Source organism: Methylobacterium sp. 092160098-2, from assembly GCF_028920805.1.
Taxonomy (GTDB): domain Bacteria; phylum Pseudomonadota; class Alphaproteobacteria; order Rhizobiales; family Beijerinckiaceae; genus Methylobacterium; species Methylobacterium fujisawaense.
Genome location: NZ_JAQPZJ010000001.1, coordinates 2,442,048 through 2,460,548, shown reverse-complemented (window position 1 = coordinate 2,460,548; position 18,501 = coordinate 2,442,048). Strand labels below are relative to the sequence as shown.

Below are 18,501 nucleotides of genomic sequence, written 5' to 3'. Positions count from 1 at the left end.
CGACAGGCGGCAGAATCATCGCGGCCGGGCGGGTGCGGCGCGCGGCAGGCGGTCTTCTGGACGTCCGCGAGCCCGGGCCGCGGTGGCTTCGCGACCGGCCATGCGTGCCCCCGCCGCGACAGCCGTCTCCGTCTGCTCGTCCCGGCGAGGCGCCCGTATCCGGACCATAACGGGCCTCCGCCATCGGCGCGTCCTGGCGCGGACGGACGCTCTGCCCTGAAGGCATCGACACGGGCATCGACGGCCTCGGCGCGACGGGCATGCCGCCGAGCATCCTGGAGGCGACGAGCACCGCATGCGCGTTCTCCTGACCGAGGGCAGCAGCACGTCTGCGCGCCAAGCCATCACGGCCCTGGCGCTCGCCGGGCACGAGGTCGCCTACTGCGATCCGGCCCGGATCTGCCTCGGGCGGTTCTCGCGCTTGGTCGTCCGCCGCTATCGCTGCCCGCCCCTCGGCACGGATCCGGAGGGGTTTCGACACTTCCTCCACGAGACGCTCTCGCGGGAGAGATTCGATGTCCTCCTGCCCATCCACGAGCAGGGATACCTCGTCGCCCGCTTGGCCGACGAACTGCGCCCGCGGGTTGCGTTTGCGGTTCCGGCCTTCGAAAGCTACGAGCGCGTCCTGACGAAGCTCGGTTTTCGCGGCCTGCTGACCGAGCTCGGCCTGCAACAGCCCCCAACACATTTGCTCGACGATCCGCGCAGCCTCGCCCAGCACGCGGCCTACCCGTTCGTCGTGAAGGCCGCCCTGGGCACGGCGAGCCGCAGCACCTGGTTGATCCGTTGCGAGGCGGACCGGGACCGTGCCGCGGCCGAACTCGCGCATGTGGCGAGCCCGGGCGAGCCGATCCTCGTGCAGGCATGGGTGTCCGCGCCCCTCGAGCAGGCGCAGGCCGTCTTCCAGGAGGGGCGGCTCGTCGGGTTCCACGCCACGCGCAGGCTCGTCGAGGGAGCAGGCGGCGGCGCGGCGCTCAAAGAAAGCGTTCATCGCCCCAACGTCGCCAGCGATCTTGCAAAGATCGGCTCCCATCTGTCCTGGCACGGCGCATTGTCCGTCGATTACTTCACGGACGACCGCGGCGAGCGCCCGCTCTACATCGACGGCAATCCGCGCCTCGTCGAGCCGATGGCCGCCAGCCTCGCGGGCCTCAACCTTGCGGACCTGCTGGTCCGCGTATCTGCCGGTCACAGCATCGCGCACGGCCGCATGGGCCGGCCGGGGGTGCGCACGCGGCTCGCCCTGCAAGTCCTCCTCGGCGCGGCGCTTCGGGGCGCCCGCCGGCGGAACCTCGTCGCGTCGATCCTGCAGCTTGTCGGCCGCCCAGGACCCTTCGCGCAGGCGCGCGAAGAATTGACGCCGGTGCGTCTCGATCCCTTGAGCGTCCTGCCGGTGGTGGGTGCGGCGCTCATGCTCCTCGCGCGGCCGGCCTGCGCCGGAGCGATGGTGCGGCAGGGATGGGGCGCTCACCTCCTGACACCCGAAGCGATGCGGCACATTCGAGATCTGGCCTAAGCCTCCAGCTCGCCCGACCCGGGCCGCCCAATCGCCGCATTGTATTGGCCGCCAATTCCGCACCGATACACCGGCGGAATTGATCGAGATCAACGCAATAAATGAGCAGAACATCAGCATCGCATCGAATTCCAGAGAAATCCGATGACCGCCGTCGATCTCGTTACGGGTGGATGCGGCTTTATTGGCCGCCATCTCGTCCAGTCGATCATTGCCACAGGGCGCAGCGTGCGCGTGCTCGACTGTGGCGACCCGCGTGGCCTTTCGGCTGACGCCGAGTATCGCCGCGGCTCGATTCTCGATGCCGCCGCCCTGTCGTCCGCGATGGTCGGGATCGCGCGCGTCTATCATCTGGCCGGCGACGCGCACCTATGGGCCCCCGAGCGGGGTGCCTTGGCCCGCGCGAACGCCGAGGGCACGGAACGCCTGCTGGCCGCAGCGCCGCCTGCCGCACGGGTCGTGCATTGCTCGACCGAGGCGGTGCTGCTCACGGGATTTCGGGATGCTGCGCGGGTGCGCGACGGCGATCTCTCATCCCTGGACCGGATGGCCGGTCCCTATACACGATCGAAATGCCTGGCCGAGCAGGCGGCGTTCGCCGCCGCGCAGGCGGGCCGCGATGTCGTGATCGCGAGCCCCACGGTCCCGATCGGACCGGACGACTGGAACATGACGCCGCCCGCGGCGATGCTCGCCCTCTTCCTGACCGGGCAGACGCCGTTCTTCCTCGATTGCACGCTCAACCTCGTCGATGTCCGGGACGTGGCCGAGGGGCTGCGTCTGGTGGGGGAGAAGGGACAAGCCGGGCAGCGCTACGTGCTGGGCGGCGAGAACGTGCCGCTGCGGCAGCTCCTCTCCAGGCTGGAGCGGATGACGGGCCGACGCATGCCGTCCATGGCGTTGCCGGGCAGCCTCGCGATGGCGGTGGCCATCGTTGCCGAGTGGTTCGCCGATCATATCTCCCACCGAAGTCCGGTGGCCGTGCGCGAGGGCGTGCGCCTTGCGCTGCGTTCCACGGCGTTCGACCACAGCAAGGCGCGCCGGGAACTCGGCTACGAACCCAGACCGATCGACGAAGCACTGGCGCTGGCGGTCGCATGGCTCACCGAGCGGTCCGTCCCGCGCGCGGATGTGGCCGCACCGGCCCGCAGCACCGGCTTTGCGTCCTGATCGGCCCGATGCCGTCGAGCGGGGTGTCGCCGGCAGGCGGGCTGCCGGACGCGCATCGGTCGCCGGAGAGGCTCGAGGCCGGCCCAGCCCGCAAGTCACTGGCGCTCCTGACATTCGGCGGCCGGATGCTCTCCCGCGCCGACGCCAGGTCGGTTCTGGTCTTCGGCGCGACCGGGAGATGGCTGATCCGCAGGACGCGCCATTCGGCCGGGGGAGCGACGGGATGAGGCCTCCACCGATCACGCGCCGCCCGAGCGCCCCCGCCTTCATCTTCGACGTCGACGGCGTCCTGCTGGCGTCCCCGCATGAACGTGCCTGGCGCGAGGCGCTCGCCGGCGTCGCGGATCCCCGGCCCTTCACCACCGCCCTGTATCAGGCGCAGGTCGCCGGAAAGGCCCGGATCGACGGGGCCCGCGCGGCCCTCGCCGCGCTGGGTCTACCGGATACCGAGCGCCTCGTGTCGGCCTACGCCGATGCGAAACAGCGCTGTCTCGAGCGGATCGTTGCGGCCGAGGGCGTGACGGCCTTTCCGGACGCCCTCCGCTTCGTCCGGGCCCTCGCCGGCCGGGGCTGGCCCCTGGCGGCGGCCTCGTCCTCGAAGAACGCGGAGGCCATGATGCGCGCGGTGCCGCTGAGCGAGGACCGGACGCTGCTCGACGCGTTCGCGGCCCGCATCTGCGGCCGCGCCCTGCGCCACGGCAAGCCGGACCCCGAGATCTTTCTGCTGGCCGCCGCCGAATTGCGGGTCGTCCCGGCCCGCTGTTTCGTGGCCGAGGACGCCCCCGTGGGCATCCGGGCCGCCAAGGCCGGCGGCATGACGGCCATCGGCATCGCCCGCCTCGGCGACGCCGACGAATTGCGGGCAGCGGGGGCCGACCGGGTGGTCGCGAGTTTCGACGAGATCTGCATCGAGCATATCGCGCCGTCGTCTTCGGGAGATGCCGCATGAGCGTGGCCGACACCTTGGCCGAAGACATGATCGCTGGAGGCGATCCGTCCTGGCTGCTGCGCGAGACCGGATACGAATTGCTGCGGGAGAGCACCTTCGAAACCCGCTTCGCCCTCAGCAACGGCTTTCTCGGCGTGCGGGGCGGGCTGGCTTCCCATCTCGGCGCCTGCCGGGCTGTTCCGCCGCGGATCTACGTCGCCGGATTGTTCGACACGCCGACGCCCGACAGCGTGGTTCCGGAACTGGTGCCGGCCCCCGACTGGACGCAGGTCCGCATCCTCCTGCCGGACGGCCCGCTCATGCGCTGCCCGGACCGGTCCTCGCGGGCTCTGACCCTGGACATGCGACGGGGGGCCCTGTTCATGGAGGCCCGCCAGACCTGCAACGCCCCGCTCGATGTCTGCCTGCGCTCCCTGCGGCTGGTGTCGCTGCACGCGCGTGCGATCGGCATGCAGGTGATCGAGCTTCGGATCGAGAGCGGGGTCAGCGACCTCACCTTCGAGGCCGCGTTCGGGCCCACGGATTTCGAACTCGCGCCGGAACGGGCGGAACTCGACCTGAAGGCGTGGCGCACCTGGCGATCCGGCCGGAGCCTCGCCATCGCGGCGGCGGCCTCCCTGGAGGTCGACGGGATCGAGCGTCAGCCCGTGATGCGGGGCGACCTGACCTGGAACTGGAGCTGGACCGCCCAGCCGGGCCAGATCGTGACCTTCCGGCGCATCATCGCGGTGACCCGCCACCACGCCACCGACGTCCATGCGGGCGCCCGGGCCCGCAAGGAACTGGCCGCCGCGCGCACGCTCGGCTGGCGCGGCATCCTCGCCCGCCACGAGGCGGCCTGGGCCGAGCGCTGGCGCTACAGCGACATCCGGGTGACCGGTGACGATGCCGCCCAGGCCGCACTGCGCTTCGCCATCTACCACCTGAACGGGGCGGCGAATCCGGAAGACCCGCACGTCTCCGTCGCAGCCCGCGCCCTCACGGGGGACGATTACCGCGGCCACGTCTTCTGGGACACCGAGATCTTTCTCGTGCCCTTCTACGCACTGACCTGGCCGGAGGCCGCGCGCACCCTCCTGATGTACCGCTTCCGCACCCTGGACGCGGCCCGCGCCAAGGCCGCGCAGATGGGTTGTCGGGGCGCCCTCTACGCCTGGGAATCGGCCGATAGCGGGTCGGAGGTCACGCCCGCCCAGACGGTCGGCCCGGACCGCAAGATCCTGGACGTCCTCTGCGGCAGCCAGGAGCAGCATATCAGCGCCGACGTGGCCTATGCGGTGTGGCAATACTGGCAGGCGACCGAGGACGAAGCCTTCCTGCAGGAGGCTGGGGCTGAGATCATCCTGGAGACGGCCCGGTTCTGGACCTGGCGTGCGGCGCCGGAGGCGGACGGCCGGCGTCACATCCGCACGGTCATCGGGCCGGACGAGTATCACGAGGGCGTGGACGACAACGCCTTCACCAATGGGATGGCCCGGTGGACCATCGCGCGCGGCCTCGACGTCGCCGCCCTCGTGCAGGCCCGCTGGCCGGAGACGTGGGCGCGCCTCGCGCGGAGTCTGGACCTCGGCGAGCCGGAACTGGCGCACTGGCGTGAGGCGGCGGAGGCCATCGCCACCGGCTTCGATCCGGCCACGGGGCTGTTCGAGCAGTTCGCGGGCTTCTCGGCCTTGGAGACGGTCGATTTGAACGCCTATGCCGGGCGCTCGGTGCCGATGGATGTCGTGCTGGGGCGCGAGCGGACGCAGCGGGCGCAGGTCATCAAGCAGGCCGACGTCGTCGCGCTCCTGGCCCTCCTGCCCGAGGCCTTTCCGGGCGCGAGCGGCGGGACCAACTTCGACCATTACGAGCCCCGATGCGGGCACGGGAGCTCCCTGAGCCGGGCCATGCACGGCCTCGCGGCCGCGCGGCTGGGGCGTGCCGAGGCAGCGCTGAGCTACTTCCGCCGAAGCGCGGCAATCGATCTCGCCGACACCCATGTGGCGATCGGCGGCGGCATCCACGTCGCGGCCCTCGGCGGGGTTTGGATGATAGCGATCCTCGGCTTCGCCGGGTTGTCGCTGCGGGCTGACGGGCTCGCTTTCGATCCGTGCCTGCCGGCCGACTGGCAGAGCCTCGACTTCAGGGTCCGGTGGCGCGGGCGGGACCTGACCGTGGCCATAGACGGGACGACCCGTGTGCTGCGTGTCGCCCTCGACCGGGGGGCTCCCATGACGGTCTTCGCTGGAGGCGCCGCCTTCGTCATCGCGATGGACCGGCCCCTGACGGTCAAGGGCGTCGGCGGATGAGACCGTCGTCCTGGAGCGGGCGGTGGATCTCGGTTGCGGGACCGGGACCGCCCGCCCTCTCCCCTCCGTAAGCGATCCCCGCCGCGACGCACGCCGAGGGGCCATCCCCGGGATGTTGATCGGCGATGGGTTCGGCGCCGATCCGGCCAGCAAAGCACGGTCGCCCGTCACAGGCGGCAGCCGCCCCCCATGCCGGTCCGCATGGGGCGACCGGAGGTTCGCTGCGGCGTCATGCGGAGCCGCGTTCGACCGCGGCTCCGAACAGGCTGCGCGTTCAGCCCGCTCGACCGACGGATGTCGCCACCCCGCGCCGCGGTTGCAGACGGGCCGAGACATTTGAGCTGGCGCAAAGCGACGAGCGGCCGAACGGCGCACTTCCCGAGGCGACGTGGGAGGCGCTCATGGACCCGAGTCAGCGCAAGTTGAGCTGGGCGCTCTGGTCCGTGGCGGCGGCCTCCTTCGGCGTCCTGCTCGTCCACGATCTCTGGGTCGGCTTCAGCCAGACGGACGCGATCCCCTACAGTCAGTTCGAGCAATTGGTCGCCCAGGGAAAGATTGCCGAGGCGACCGTCGGCACCGACCGGATTGCGGCCACGCTGAAGGAGCCGGCGGACAACGGCCACCGGTACGTGGTGGCGACGCGCGTCGATCCAGCCCTCGCCGACAGGCTTTCGGCCAAGGGCGTGGTGGTCAAGGGAGCCCCATCCACGGGCTTCATGACGGGCCTCCTCTCCTGGATCCTGCCTGCCTTCGCCGTCTATTTTCTGTGGCGCGCCCTCTTCAGCCGCGTGTCCGGGCGGAGCGGCCTCGGCGGCCTCATGGCCATCGGCAAATCGAAGGCCAAGGTCTATGTCGAGACCGACACGAAGGTGACGTTCAAGGACGTGGCCGGCGTCGACGAGGCCAAGGCCGAATTGCAGGAGACAGTCGCCTTCCTCAAGGATCCCAAGTCCTTCGGGCGGCTCGGGGCGCGGTCACCGAAGGGCATCCTGCTCGTCGGGCCGCCGGGCACCGGCAAGACGCTGCTCGCGCGCGCCGTCGCCGGCGAGGCCGGCGTGCCGTTCTTCTCGATCTCGGGGGCCGAATTCATCGAGATGTTCGTCGGCGTCGGCGCCGCCCGGGTACGAGACCTGTTCGAGCAGGCCCGCGAGGCCGCGCCCGCCATCATCTTCATCGACGAACTGGACTCCCTCGGCCGCAGCCGCAGCGGCACGCAGATCCTGGGGGGCCACGACGAGCGCGAGCAGACCGTCAACCAGCTCCTCGCGGAACTCGACGGGTTCGACCCGACCACCGGCGTGATCCTTCTCGCTGCGACGAACCGGCCGGAGGTCCTCGATCCGGCGCTCCTCCGGCCCGGCCGTTTCGACCGGCAGGTGCTCGTCGACCGCCCCGACCGGAAGGGCCGTGTCGAGATCCTGAAGGTGCATGTCGGCAAGGTCCGGCTCGCCGGGGAGCTCGACCTGGACGAGGTGGCGGGCATCACGCCCGGATTCACCGGCGCCGACCTCGCCAATCTCGTCAACGAGGCCGCCATCGTGGCGACCCGGCGCGGCGGCGCGGACGTCACCTATGCCGACTTCACGGCCGCCATGGAGCGGATCGTGGCCGGGGTTGAGAAGCGCAGCCGCGTGCTTGGGCCGGAGGAGCGCAGGCGCGTGGCGTTCCACGAGATGGGACACGCCCTCGTTGCCGCGAGCCTGCCGGGTGTCGATCCGGTCCTGAAGGTCTCGATCATCCCGCGCGGCGTCGGGGCGCTCGGCTACACGATCCAGCGTCCCACCGAGGACAGGTTCCTGATCACCGCGAGCGCGCTGCGGAACCGGATCGCGGTCCTGCTCGGCGGCCGTGCGGCCGAGGCGCTGGTCTTCGACGGGGATGTCTCGACCGGTGCCGCGGACGACCTGCAGCGCGCGACCCAGATCGCGCTGGAGATGGTGACCCGGCACGGGATGACGCCGGAGGTCGGCCAGCGCACCTATCTGCCACCCGCGAACCCGTTCCTGTCCGAGATCGGCAGCGACCGGCCGAACGCGTCCGACCTGACGGCTCGCGAGATCGACGTTGCCGGCCGGGACATCGTGGCGGGGGCATTCGAGACGGCGACAGAGATCCTGAGACGGCGGCGGCAGGATCTGGAGGGCGGGGCCGCGCTCCTCCTCGACGTGGAAACGGTGACGGCGGCGGAGTTTCCCGCGCTCAGGCCGGGCCCGGAACGAGGCCCGTCTCCCGAGCCCGAGCGGCGGCGCGCGCCGGTCGTCCGGCTGCCGGTCGATGCGAAGCAGGGCACCGACCGATGAAGCCGGCGGCCATCCGGGCCGACGGCGCAGCCGGCAGGACCGGAAGGCCGTCTGGGGCGGATCCTGGCCTTGGCGACCTGATCGTCCGTGAGGCGAACGCGCCTGGCCCGTTCCGGCTCTGGAACAGCCGCCGGCATCACACCCGAGCCCGCGATCCTGGGCGGGTACCGCGCACCGGTCAGCAGAGCCCGCAACGCGGCGGCGGCGGCGGGCCACCCCGTCGCGACGAGGAAGCCGCCGACGACGGCCACCGGCACGATGAGGAGATGCTTGAGCATATCTGTGTCATGGGCGGCTTCCCACGCGCGCGTGGTCCCGCGCGTGGTCCCGGAGGCGCTGTTCGAGGCGGGGTCACCGGGACGGCGGATCGACCCGCCGGCCGGCCGGCGCGGCGAAGGCCGGGTGCCGGTCACACGGGTGGCGTCGGGCTCGCCGAACGGCGTGGCCATGGCGGCGGCGCCCCATCTGTGGTCGGCCTCCGATCCGCACCTCATCGCGCGCCCGCACCCCGACCCTTCGCCCGTGGAAGGCGCCGGGTGCGCCGGCACGCTCATGCCTCATGGGATCGCCGACCCGCCTCATCGCCGGCCCAAGGCCGGGCTGGGCGGAGGACGACGTGGCGGCTGCGCGGGCTCGTCCCGCTCGGTCTCTGCGGCTTGCTGTGAGCTTCGACTACCGATCCGAGAAGAATTTCCGAAGCTCCTCGGGGGTCACCTTTCCATCCTTGTTGGCGTCGACCGCGTTGAAGAGACGCTTATGGATAGCCGTCACTTCGTCGAACGAGAGAGAACCGTCCCCGTCCGTATCCGCAATCGCGAACATCATCCGCATTCGGAGGCCGCCGGCCATCATCCCGTCCATCATGTGGTCCATCATGCCACACATGCCGCCATGGCCCAGTCCTCCCATGCCGCTCATCATGCCCCGCCCCATCATGCTGGGTCGGTTGGGCGGGGAGGCTGGGTCCGGCGTGTTCTCCGGGCCCGTTGATGTCTGAGCACCTGCGCTGGACAGCGAGCCGGCCGCGAGGAGTGTGGTGAGGGCCGTCACCTGCACTAGTGTCGCCAGCGTCATGAAACCCTCCCCAGCGAGAGATGTCCTTCGTCACGCGCAATGTCGCCAGCGATGCGGTCGGCCGTGGGCGCAACCGAATTCAGGTTACCTGCCCCGAGGGGTCACACATTGATGTTGATCAACCGCTCAGGACCTCAGGATCGGCGTTCGATCTGAGGCATGCCATTCCGTCGGCATCGCCACGTCCTGGGCGCCGGATGCGCCCCGGCCATCGAAGTCCCTCGCGGGGCCCGCTGGGGGTGTCACCGATACCCGGTTGGGGTGTGATGGCGAGACCGGCGGTGCAGGCGCGCATGACGGCACGCGTCGTGGCGGATGCGCCCGTCCTGGCGATCCGGCGCAGGGGCAGACCCGCTCCGCTGATGCCGCTCCGCCCCCCACGCTTCGACAAAGCGGCCGGGCGGCACGCGACGCTCGGCTCCCGCAGGCCCGGTGGAGTTCGAGAACCGGCCCGAACCCGCTGAGTGTGGCGTCCACCGTGCCGGCAGCAATCCGCGCGCTCGCAACGGACTCGGGAACAGCGGCTTGGCGTTGATCTGGCTCAACGACGCGAGGCTGACCTTGTATGCGAGTTCGACTTCGATCGGCCGGTCGCTGGAGCGCGAACAGGTAGGCTCATCATGACTGCGACCACCGCGGCACCCGCACGGCCTGAACCCGACACCGCCAGAGTCACCTCTGCCCAGCGCGAAGCCTCGGCGCGCGCCGTCGCGGTCGTCTCCGGTGCAAGACCGACGCGGCGGCAGTTGCCCGGATGTCATGTGCCGCGACGTCATCGTCGCGTCGGACGTCGCTATTTGCCAGTATCCGTCTCAACAAACCGAAATGGATCAAGGCCCTGGCCATCGCCGCTTCCCTTGCCGACACGAGGGATTGCGCACGTTCAAGCGGTCCGCTCCGGGGGCAAGTCTCGGCTCGGCCGTCCGAGAGGGAGGGGTCCATGCAGAGCGGCAAGGAGTTTATCGACACCCTGAAACGTGAGCACGCCCGCCTCGGCCGGCTGGTCGACGTCATCGATAACGGTCGTTGGTGGACGACGGACACGCCGGGCCGCCCGGCAGTCGCCGATCTGGACAAGCAGGCGAAACTCCTGGTGAGCGTCATCGATGAGATTGACCGTGTTGTCGGGCAGATCGGCTCGCGCTGAGCCCGACGCTGCGTAACGCGCGCAACAGCAATGCCGCCCAGCGCTCCGTGATCCTTGGCTTGCGCCTCCGCCGTGTCTCCGGCCGAGCGGTCACACAACCTTGCCGACGAGATGCCCGATCCCCGCGGTGACCGCCATCGCCAGGGCCCCCCAGAACGCAACCCGCGCGGTCGCCCGCGGGATCGCTGCGCCGCCCACCTTCGCGCCCAACGCTCCGAGCACAGCGAGGAACGTCAGCGAAGCTGCGGACACCGAGACGACGAGATAGTCGGCCGGAGAGACCGCGGCCACGAGAAGGGGCATGGCCGCGCCCGCGGAGAACGTCGCCGCCGAGGTCAGCGCAGCCTGGATCGGGCGCGCCGTGGTGAACGTGGAGATGCCGAGTTCGTCCCTGGCATGGGCGCCGAGGGCGTCCCGCGCCATCAGCTGGTCGGCGACCTTCAGCGCGAGATCGTGGTCGAGGCCGCGCGAGACGTAGATCCCCGCAAGCTCCTCCCGCTCGGCCGCCGGGTCCTGTTCGAGTTCGCGCCGCTCGCGCGCGAGGTCGGCCCGCTCCGTATCGGATTGGGAGCTCACCGAGACGTACTCACCGGCCGCCATCGACATCGCGCCGGCGACGAGGCCCGCCGTACCGGCGACCAGGATATCGCTGGCGGCGGCGGCGGAGGCCGCCACGCCGACGATCAGACTGGCCGTGGATACGAGCCCATCGTTGGCGCCCAGCACCGCGGCACGCAACCAGCCGATGCGCTCGATCAGGTGGCTTTCCGCATGGCGCGCGCGCATCGGCGTCAGCCTCTCTCGGCGGGTGTGGATCTGCCGCTGCCGGGAAGTATGCGACGCAGGGCGCGCTCGTGCCAGAGGTGGCGATGCACCGAAGCGGCTGTGGCGCAGAGAAGCCCGCTCAGGCCGGGCGTTTCCGCCGGGCCCGAGCCAGATGGAACGGCCGACCCCGCCGGCGCGAGGAGATCGGCAGGACCCTGGTCACACCCGGCGGGTCATCCCTCCAAAGCCCCCCTCCAAAGCCCCAACGGTTTCGGCTGCGCGCCTGTCCCGGCAGCGCCAGGCGTGCCCGCTCGGGCTGAGCGGCCGACGGCTCAGCCGCGCTTCGCCTGCTTGAAGCTCTGTATGGCCTCCCGACAGCCGGTGGAGAGCTTCGCCATGTTCTTCTCGAAGCAGGCCTGTGTTCCGGGACCATCCTCCGGGGTCAGGTCGCCGCAGAAGGTCGTGAAGTCGCCCATGCATTGCTGCTGGAACGCCGCCTTCTCGTCGGCGGACATCGGCGCGGCCCAGACGGAGGTTGCCGCGGTGGACAGAAACAGAACGGTCGTGACCAAACGTATCGGCATGGCGATGCCCCTTCGGCTCGATGAATCCGGTCGGTAAGTCGAATGGGTCGAAAGCGGTTGCACGCCGGCGGGCCCGTCGGCGTTGGCCCGGACAGCCGGCGCCGGACGGTGCCCCGGCGGGCGTTCCGGACGGGGCCCTCAGCGGATCTGTGGCCCGGCGCGGTGCAAGGGCGACGATGATTGCGCTGGAGAGCCCGACCGCCCGCGGAACTGCGCCCCGACCGGCCGACAGGGCCGGAAGGGGCGCAGCAGGTGCGTCAGCGGTGGGTTCCGGTCGAACCGGTGCCGGACGTACCGGTAGCCGTGCCGCCGGTCCGCGTGGTCGAACCGGTCGATTCCGTCCCGCCGGACTTCATCTCGTGTCCGGGAGCATAGCCGGATGCGCCGGGGCTCCCCGCCCGGCTTCCGCGGTCCTGCATCTCGTGGCCGGGCGCCTTGGACGAAGCCCCCTGCTCGGCGGCCATGGCGCTGCCGCCGAGAGCGAGAGTGGCGAGAATGATGATCGGGAAGCTTCGCATTGAGCGTCTCCTGTGTTGGAGCCCCTAAACGGCAGGGTGGCCGCGACCGTTCCAGAAAAATTCGATGTCTCGAAAGTATCGCCCGATGTTCGAAGACCGGAGATATCGCCGACCTAAATACTGAAGAAATTCTTTGAGGTTGTTCCTGCCGATCTGTCGCACGTCTGACCGGCTCAAACCGCGCAACCCAGTCGTCGCATGGGCCCATGGTGCTGCGCGGCGCGTGGAACGGATTTGCCCCGAGCGCCGTATCTGAGCCGCACCGGGACCAACCCCGCTGCGAGGGAGGCTCCATGTTTCGCACGCCAACGTTGTTCCTGCTCGGCGCACTGACCTTGGCGGGAGGCGTTCTCGGGACCTCGTCCGCCGCCCTGGCCGATCCGCCCTGGGCCCGTGGGGAACGCGGCTTCCGCCCCGGCGGCCCGCCTGCATGGGCGCCCGCGCACGGGTATCGCCGCCATCGCGACATGGGCGGCTACGGCCGCAGGGATGCGCGCGTCTTCGAGGAGCGTCGCTACCGCGGGTACCGCGACGACCGCTACTAGATCCGTCGCGGGCATATCCTCGCCTCGCCGGCCCGGGCAGACCGAACCCCGCTTGGGCCGAGACACCTTGCGCGCGCCTGCGCCGTAGCCATCGGGACCGGTCATGACCCTCGTCCGTGCGATTGTCCTCGCGGTTGTCGTCCTGACCTCTCAGGGTGCGCTCGCACAGGCGCCTGTGGCGCCTCCATCCGCCGAAGACGGGGAGCCTCGCCCCGGGCCGCCCCCGCCCCTTCCGGATGTCTCCGATCCGAACGGGCGGGCCGGCGGGGCCCTGAACGAGCCCGACGAACGGTCCGATATCCCGAAGACGCTCCGCTCGTCTGGATCCAAGGCCGGCGGCCCGGCCAACGACCTGAACCCGGGCGGCCGCGCCGAGGCGCCGGCCCCGCCCAAGGGCGAGCTTGGCCAAGTCATTGCCGGCAAGGAACTGTTTCACGGCAACTATTGCGGGAAGGGGCAGCGCGGCGAGGGGTTGCCGCCGACCGACGACCTGGACGCCGCATGCATGCGCCACGATGCCTGCTATGACACGGCCGGGTACAGTTCATGCGCCTGCGACGCGACGCTGAAACGGGAGGCCTCCATCGTCTCGGACAGCCCGAAGGTGACGCTGGAAGTCCGGCGCAGGGCCCTCAGCGTGATCGAGGCGACGGCCGCGATGGACTGCCGCGCCCCCTGATCCCGGTCGGTGGACCGGCTCCTCGGCCGGGACTTCGGAAGTCGCGCCCGTCCCGCACCGCCGCGGGACCGGCGGCGGCGCAGGCCGCGCGCCGGCAGATCACCCTACGGCCGCACATAGCTCCACCCCTGCTCCTGCCGCTCCATGATCTGCACGACGCCGGAGGGAACGATCGTCGCCTGCGGCAGCAGCGGGATCGGATGCCCCTCGGCCTTCTCCATGGCGGTCTTGGTGTTGTTGCAGGCCGAGAACTGGATCTTCGACGGGAAGCCGGACTCGGCGAAATGCGCGATCCGGTCGGCCACGGTGGATTTGTCGGCCCGATACATGGCGAGGCCCGGCCCGAAGGCGACGATGTCGATCTCCACCGCCTCGTTCTTGGCGCGGTAATGATCGACCACGTTGGTGGCGTTGTTGAGCGTCAGGTTCATCGTGGCCGGGTCGGCTGTGTCCACCTGGAACACGACGCGGTGCCCCCTGCCCGTCTCGGCGGCGGAGACCGGGGCGGCGGCGAGCCCGGCCAGCAGGAACAGGATCGGGCGTCGGGGGAGCTGTCGCATGGCTGATCTCCGGTCGGGGCCGGCGCCTGTCGGAGCCCGTGACTTTGGCCCAGGCCCGGCGCCCGTGATAGCGAAGCCGCGGCTCCGAAGTCGATCCGGATCGGCGGTGCGATGCCGGGGAAGCGGCCGTGGCAGCGATATGGGTAACAGCCCTGGTCCGGGCGCTGGCCTCGGGAACCGTCGTCGTGCTGGCCTCCGTGCTGGCGGAACTCCTCGGACCGGTCTGGGGCGCCCTCATCGTCAGCCTGCCGGTCTCGGCCGGGCCGGCCTACCTGTTCATGGCCTTGGAACACGATACCGACTTCGTCGCCGGGGCGGCCCTCAACGGCTTCGCCGCCAATGCGGCGACGGGCCTGTTCCTGACCGTCTACGCCCTGCGGGCCAGCGGCCGGGATCTGGGCTCGACCCTCGGTCCGGCGACGCTGGCATGGCTGGCGGTGGCCATCCCCGTATCCGCCGCGTCCTGGACGCCGCTGACGGCCCTCGGGCTCAACGCACTCGTCTATGGCGCGGGGGCCGTCGCGACCCGGCAGGCGGTGCGAACCTCCCTCGTCCGGAGCGCGGTCGTCGCGCGGCCGCGACCGGTGGATCTCCTGGCCCGAGCGACGGCCGTGGCCCTGTTCGTGGCGGTTGTCCTGGCTGTCAGTTCGGCCCTGGGACCGGCGCGGACCGGGGTGGTCGCCGCCTTTCCGGTCACCCTGACGAGCACCTTCGTGATCCTGCATCGCCGGATCGGCGGGGGCGCGATGGCACGCTTGGCCAGCATTGCGATCCGGGGCGTCTTCGGCTTCGGCCTGGCGCTGCTCACGCTTCACCTGACGGTCCAGGCCCTCGGTGCCGCCGCCGCCCTGTGTGCCGCCCTCCTCGTCTCTTTGATCTACTCGGCCGGGCTTCTCATCCTGCAGCGCCGGCCCAGTCCGAAGGAGCCCGGCGTCGTCACGCGGTGAAGCGGCGGGGCGTCCGATCCCCGGTGTCGCGGTACGCTCGACCGCCCTGTTGCGGGGGACGCGCCAGGAGCCGAAATCCTCGCGGCGGCGTCAGGCTGGACCCGCCACGCCGCCCCCCGGGACCCGACGCAATCCGGGATGCGCGCCCTCCGTCACGGTGTCAGACCCTCTCGGGGGCCGAGGATGCGGTCCCGGTCGGCACAGGCTGCCGCCCCTGCGCGCGCCGCTCCTCGACGCGCTGCAGGATGACGTAGAAGCACGGCACGAACAGCACCGCGAGGCAGGTCGAGGCCAGCATCCCGCTGAAGACCGTGATGCCGATCGACTTGCGCGCGGCAGCGCCGGCCCCGGAGGCGGTGACGAGGGGCAGGACGCCGAGGATGAAGGCGAACGAGGTCATCAGGATCGGGCGGAAGCGCAACCGCGACGCCTCCACGGCCGCGGCCGCGATGTCGAGACCGGCCTGCCGCTTCTCGCGGGCGACCTCGACGATCAGGATGGCGTTCTTGCTCGCCAGCGCGATCAGCAGGATCAGGCCGATCTGCGTGTAGAGGTTGTTGGCGACGCCGAGCAGCAGCAGCGCCCCGACCGTGCCCAGGAGCGCCAGCGGCACCCCGAGCAGGACCGCCAGCGGCAGGATCCAGCTCTCGTACTGGCCGGCCAGGACCAGGTAGACGAGGAGGATGGCGAGCCCGAACACGAGGTAGATCTGCGCGCCGACGGCCTTCTCCTGGTACGACATCGCCGTCCAGTCATAGCCCGTGCCCGGCGGCAGCACCTTGGCGGCGATCTGCTGCATCAGGTCCAGCGCCTGCCCGGAGCTGAAGCCCGGCGCCGCCCCGCCCACGATCGTGGCCGTCGGGTAGAGGTTGTAGAGGCTGATCAGGGACGGGCCCTGCACGGTCTTGATCTCCACGATGGTGCCGAGCGGCACCATCGCCCCGTTGCCGGCCCGCACCTTCAGGTTCTCGACGTCCTCGGGGCGGAGCCGGTAATCGGGCGCGGCCTGCACGTAGACCTGGAAGGTCCGGCCGAACTTGTTGAACTGCGTGACGTAGGACGACCCCACGTAGCTCGAGAGCGTCGAGAAGACCTGCCCGACCGTGACGCCGAGCGCCTCGGCCTTGATCCGGTCCACCGCGATCGCGATCTGCGGCACGCCGGCCCGGAACGAGGTGTTGAGCTTCCGCAAGCCCGATTGCGCGTTCCCGTCGGCGACGATCGTCCGGGCGAGGCTCTCCAGCAGGGGGTAATCGAAGTCGCCGTTGCGCAGCTCCACCTGCATGGTGAAGCCGCTGGCATTGCCGATGCCCTGGATCGGCGGCGGGATGAGCACGAAGGTCGCGGCGTCCTCGACGCCCTCCAGCATCGTATTGAAGCGGTCGTAGAGGCTGCGCAGATCCTGGCCCTTCTCCCGGGCCCGGGCGTCCCAGTCCTTGAGGACGACGTAGGCGACACCGGCATTGGGCAGGGTGGCGTTGGAATCGAGGACCGAGATGCCGCTGATGGTGAGCACGTTGTCGACGCCGGCCGTCGCCTTCGCCTGCGCGCTGATGCGCTGCATCACCGCGTCGGTGCGCTCCTTCGAGGCCCCGTCGGGCAGCTGGGCCCCGATCAGCACGTAGCCCTGATCCTCCGTGGGCAGGAAGGCGGTGGGCAGGCGGGTCAATCCCCATCCGGCCAGGCCGATCAGCAGGAGCGCGAGGACGGCCATGAGGCCGCTGCGCCGGACCATGTGGGCGATCAGCCGGGCGTACCAGCCCTCGACGACCCCGTAGACGCGGTTGAAGCCGCGGTAGAACAGGTTCCGCTTCTCCGGCGGCACCGGCTTGCGCAACCACAGGGCGCATTGGGTCGGCTTCAGCGTGGCGGCGTTGATCGCGCTGATCAGCGCGGTGGCGGCGATCACCAGGGCGAACTGCTTGTAGAGCTGCCCGGTCAGGCCGGGGAGGAACGCGGCCGGCACGAAGACCGACATGAGCACCAGGGTGATGCCGATGATCGGGCCGAACAGCTCCTCCATCGCCTTCTCGGCCGCCGCCCGGGGCGAGAGGCCCTCGTCGATATGGTGGGCCACGCCCTCGACGATCACGATGGCGTCGTCCACCACGATGCCGATCGCCAGCACGATGGCGAACAAAGTCGAGAGGTTCACGCTGAAGCCCATCGCCGCCATGGCGGCGAAGGCGCCGATGATGGTCACCGGCACCGTCGTCGCCGGCACCAGCATGGCCCGCCAGTCCTGGACGAAGACCAGGATGACGATCAGGACCAGCACGGCGGCCTCGAACAGCGTCCTGTAGACCTCGTGGATCGAGGCCTGGACGAACGCGGTCGTGTCGAACGGGATGGCGTAGACGAGGCCCGGCGGGAAGGTCTTGGCGAGTTCGGCCATCCGGGTGCCGACGGCGTTCGCCACCGTGAGCGCGTTCGCCTCCGGCAGCTGGTAGATGCCGATGCCGGCGGCGGCCTGACCGTTCAGGGTGAAGGACTGGCTGTAGGTCTGCGCGCCGAGTTCGACCCGACCGACGTCGCGCAGGCGGGTGATGCGGCCGCCGTCCTGCGCGTCCGCCTTGATGATGATGTTCTCGAAGTCCGGGGCGTCGTTCAGCCGACCGTTGATGTTGAGGGTGTACTGGAAATCCTGTCCGGTCGGCACCGGCGGCATCCCCAGGGCCCCGGCGGTGACCTCCTGGCTCTGCTGCTGCACGGTGTTGATGATGGCGTCGGGGGTGAGGCCCCGGGCCTGGAGCAGATCGGGGTCCAGCCAGATCCGCATCGCGTACTGGCCGGCGCCGAACACCGTGACGTTGCCGACGCCGGGGAGCCGGGCCAGCTCGTTCTGCACGTTGATCACGCCGTAATTCGACAGGAACAGGCTGTCGAACTTCCCGTCGGTGGCCGACAGCGTCACGAATTGCAGGATTGCGGTGGATTTCTTCTGGGTCGTGACGCCCTGGACCTGGACCGCCTGCGGCAGCGAGGACATCGCGATCGCGACGCGGTTCTGCACCAGCACCTGCGCCTGATCGCCGTCCGTCCCGATCGCGAAGGTGACCGTGAGGGTGTAGGTGCCGTCGCTCGCGCTGGTCGACTGCATGTAGAGCATGCCCTCGACGCCGTTGACCTGCTGCTCGATCGGCAGCGCCACCGTGTCGATCACCGTGCGGGCGCTCGCACCCGGATAGCGCGTGGTGACCTGGACCGTCGGCGGCACGACGTTGGGGTATTGCGACACGGGCAGGTTGAGGAGCGACACCGCGCCGACCAGCACCATGATCAGGGCCAGCACGTTGGCCAGGACCGGCCGCTCGATGAAGAAGCGCGAGATCATGCCGTTGGCCCTCGGTGCCGGCGTCTCAGGGGCGGGCCGCCGCATCGGCGGGCCGCGGATGGGCGGATGCCGGCCTCCGGTGACCGGGCGGATCGGTGCCCTGGACCATCGGTCTCGCGGGCTCG

At 70.4% G+C, this 18,501-nt stretch carries 15 protein-coding genes; 9 read left to right on the top strand and 6 right to left on the bottom strand.

What is annotated here, in order from left to right:
- The first annotated feature begins 295 nt into the window (after window positions 1-295).
- From PQI07_RS11545 to ftsH, 5 genes are all read left to right on the top strand, one after another.
- Window positions 296-1,516, top strand: coding sequence for an ATP-grasp domain-containing protein (locus PQI07_RS11545; protein ID WP_075380937.1), 1,221 nt, complete (start codon window positions 296-298; stop codon window positions 1,514-1,516).
- A 144-nt stretch (window positions 1,517-1,660) separates the two neighbouring features.
- Entirely contained in the window at window positions 1,661-2,686 is a 1,026-nt protein-coding gene (locus tag PQI07_RS11540; protein WP_274926658.1) for an NAD-dependent epimerase/dehydratase family protein, read from the top strand.
- 223 nt (window positions 2,687-2,909) lie between these two features.
- Window positions 2,910-3,635, top strand: a complete 726-nt coding sequence (locus tag PQI07_RS11535; RefSeq protein ID WP_274926657.1) for an HAD family hydrolase — start codon at window positions 2,910-2,912, stop codon at window positions 3,633-3,635.
- Window positions 3,632-5,923 carry a glycoside hydrolase family 65 protein gene (locus tag PQI07_RS11530; RefSeq protein WP_274926656.1) on the top strand — a complete coding sequence of 764 codons (2,292 nt, stop codon included), beginning with the start codon at window positions 3,632-3,634 and terminating at the stop codon, window positions 5,921-5,923. The genes PQI07_RS11535 and PQI07_RS11530 overlap by 4 nt, the downstream gene beginning before the upstream one ends.
- A 401-nt stretch (window positions 5,924-6,324) precedes the next feature.
- Window positions 6,325-8,223 (top strand): ATP-dependent zinc metalloprotease FtsH, encoded by a 1,899-nt coding sequence (ftsH, locus tag PQI07_RS11525; protein ID WP_274926655.1) that lies wholly within the window; start codon window positions 6,325-6,327, stop codon window positions 8,221-8,223.
- Between the two features lie 672 nt (window positions 8,224-8,895).
- On the opposite strand, the gene PQI07_RS11520 is transcribed toward ftsH, so the two are convergent.
- Complete coding sequence (locus PQI07_RS11520) at window positions 8,896-9,297, bottom strand: EF-hand domain-containing protein (RefSeq protein WP_043383999.1); 402 nt, start codon at window positions 9,295-9,297, stop codon at window positions 8,896-8,898.
- Window positions 9,298-10,237: 940 nt separating this feature from the next.
- Between PQI07_RS11520 and PQI07_RS11515 the strand changes: the two genes are divergently transcribed.
- The gene (locus tag PQI07_RS11515; RefSeq protein ID WP_043353665.1) at window positions 10,238-10,444 is read left to right on the top strand and encodes a hypothetical protein; all 207 of its coding nucleotides are present in this window, start codon (window positions 10,238-10,240) and stop codon (window positions 10,442-10,444) included.
- A gap of 90 nt (window positions 10,445-10,534) precedes the next feature.
- Here PQI07_RS11515 and PQI07_RS11510 read toward each other — a convergent pair whose 3' ends face one another.
- The 3 genes from PQI07_RS11510 to PQI07_RS11500 form a co-directional block, all read right to left on the bottom strand.
- Window positions 10,535-11,230 carry a VIT1/CCC1 transporter family protein gene (locus PQI07_RS11510; protein ID WP_043353666.1) on the bottom strand — a complete coding sequence of 232 codons (696 nt, stop codon included), beginning with the start codon at window positions 11,228-11,230 and terminating at the stop codon, window positions 10,535-10,537.
- A gap of 311 nt (window positions 11,231-11,541) precedes the next feature.
- Complete coding sequence (locus PQI07_RS11505) at window positions 11,542-11,793, bottom strand: hypothetical protein (RefSeq protein ID WP_043353668.1); 252 nt, start codon at window positions 11,791-11,793, stop codon at window positions 11,542-11,544.
- A 257-nt stretch (window positions 11,794-12,050) separates the two neighbouring features.
- Window positions 12,051-12,311 carry a hypothetical protein gene (locus PQI07_RS11500; protein ID WP_274926654.1) on the bottom strand — a complete coding sequence of 87 codons (261 nt, stop codon included), beginning with the start codon at window positions 12,309-12,311 and terminating at the stop codon, window positions 12,051-12,053.
- Between the two features lie 293 nt (window positions 12,312-12,604).
- On the opposite strand from PQI07_RS11500, the gene PQI07_RS11495 reads away from it, so the two are divergent.
- Both PQI07_RS11495 and PQI07_RS11490 read left to right on the top strand, forming a co-directional pair.
- A complete protein-coding gene (locus PQI07_RS11495; RefSeq protein WP_043353672.1) occupies window positions 12,605-12,856 on the top strand; it encodes a hypothetical protein in 252 nt (83 codons plus the stop codon).
- A 103-nt stretch (window positions 12,857-12,959) separates the two neighbouring features.
- Window positions 12,960-13,535 carry a phospholipase A2 family protein gene (locus tag PQI07_RS11490; RefSeq protein WP_107059924.1) on the top strand — a complete coding sequence of 192 codons (576 nt, stop codon included), beginning with the start codon at window positions 12,960-12,962 and terminating at the stop codon, window positions 13,533-13,535.
- 104 nt (window positions 13,536-13,639) lie between these two features.
- On the opposite strand, the gene PQI07_RS11485 is transcribed toward PQI07_RS11490, so the two are convergent.
- Entirely contained in the window at window positions 13,640-14,095 is a 456-nt protein-coding gene (locus PQI07_RS11485; protein WP_043353674.1) for a DsrE family protein, read from the bottom strand.
- A gap of 128 nt (window positions 14,096-14,223) precedes the next feature.
- Here PQI07_RS11485 and PQI07_RS11480 point away from each other — a divergent pair, with 128 nt between their 5' ends.
- On the top strand, window positions 14,224-15,042 hold the full coding sequence (locus PQI07_RS11480) for a hypothetical protein (RefSeq protein ID WP_274926653.1): 819 nt from the start codon (window positions 14,224-14,226) through the stop codon (window positions 15,040-15,042).
- 160 nt (window positions 15,043-15,202) lie between these two features.
- Here PQI07_RS11480 and PQI07_RS11475 read toward each other — a convergent pair whose 3' ends face one another.
- Complete coding sequence (locus PQI07_RS11475) at window positions 15,203-18,376, bottom strand: efflux RND transporter permease subunit (RefSeq protein ID WP_053609600.1); 3,174 nt, start codon at window positions 18,374-18,376, stop codon at window positions 15,203-15,205.
- Window positions 18,377-18,501 lie beyond the last annotated feature (125 nt).

What these genes read in the sequence shown, in the direction of transcription:
- PQI07_RS11505 (WP_043353668.1), bottom strand. Translation starts at nt 11,793, where the DNA reads ATGCCGATACGTTTGGTCACGACCGTTCTGTTTCTGTCCACCGCGGCA.
- PQI07_RS11545 (WP_075380937.1), top strand. Translation starts at nt 296, where the DNA reads ATGCGCGTTCTCCTGACCGAGGGCAGCAGCACGTCTGCGCGCCAAGCC.
- PQI07_RS11495 (WP_043353672.1), top strand. Translation starts at nt 12,605, where the DNA reads ATGTTTCGCACGCCAACGTTGTTCCTGCTCGGCGCACTGACCTTGGCG.
- ftsH (WP_274926655.1), top strand. Translation starts at nt 6,325, where the DNA reads ATGGACCCGAGTCAGCGCAAGTTGAGCTGGGCGCTCTGGTCCGTGGCG.
- PQI07_RS11540 (WP_274926658.1), top strand. Translation starts at nt 1,661, where the DNA reads ATGACCGCCGTCGATCTCGTTACGGGTGGATGCGGCTTTATTGGCCGC.
- PQI07_RS11535 (WP_274926657.1), top strand. Translation starts at nt 2,910, where the DNA reads ATGAGGCCTCCACCGATCACGCGCCGCCCGAGCGCCCCCGCCTTCATC.
- PQI07_RS11490 (WP_107059924.1), top strand. Translation starts at nt 12,960, where the DNA reads ATGACCCTCGTCCGTGCGATTGTCCTCGCGGTTGTCGTCCTGACCTCT.
- PQI07_RS11530 (WP_274926656.1), top strand. Translation starts at nt 3,632, where the DNA reads ATGAGCGTGGCCGACACCTTGGCCGAAGACATGATCGCTGGAGGCGAT.
- PQI07_RS11510 (WP_043353666.1), bottom strand. Translation starts at nt 11,230, where the DNA reads ATGCGCGCGCGCCATGCGGAAAGCCACCTGATCGAGCGCATCGGCTGG.
- PQI07_RS11515 (WP_043353665.1), top strand. Translation starts at nt 10,238, where the DNA reads ATGCAGAGCGGCAAGGAGTTTATCGACACCCTGAAACGTGAGCACGCC.
- PQI07_RS11475 (WP_053609600.1), bottom strand. Translation starts at nt 18,376, where the DNA reads ATGATCTCGCGCTTCTTCATCGAGCGGCCGGTCCTGGCCAACGTGCTG.
- PQI07_RS11500 (WP_274926654.1), bottom strand. Translation starts at nt 12,311, where the DNA reads ATGCGAAGCTTCCCGATCATCATTCTCGCCACTCTCGCTCTCGGCGGC.
- PQI07_RS11485 (WP_043353674.1), bottom strand. Translation starts at nt 14,095, where the DNA reads ATGCGACAGCTCCCCCGACGCCCGATCCTGTTCCTGCTGGCCGGGCTC.
- PQI07_RS11520 (WP_043383999.1), bottom strand. Translation starts at nt 9,297, where the DNA reads ATGACGCTGGCGACACTAGTGCAGGTGACGGCCCTCACCACACTCCTC.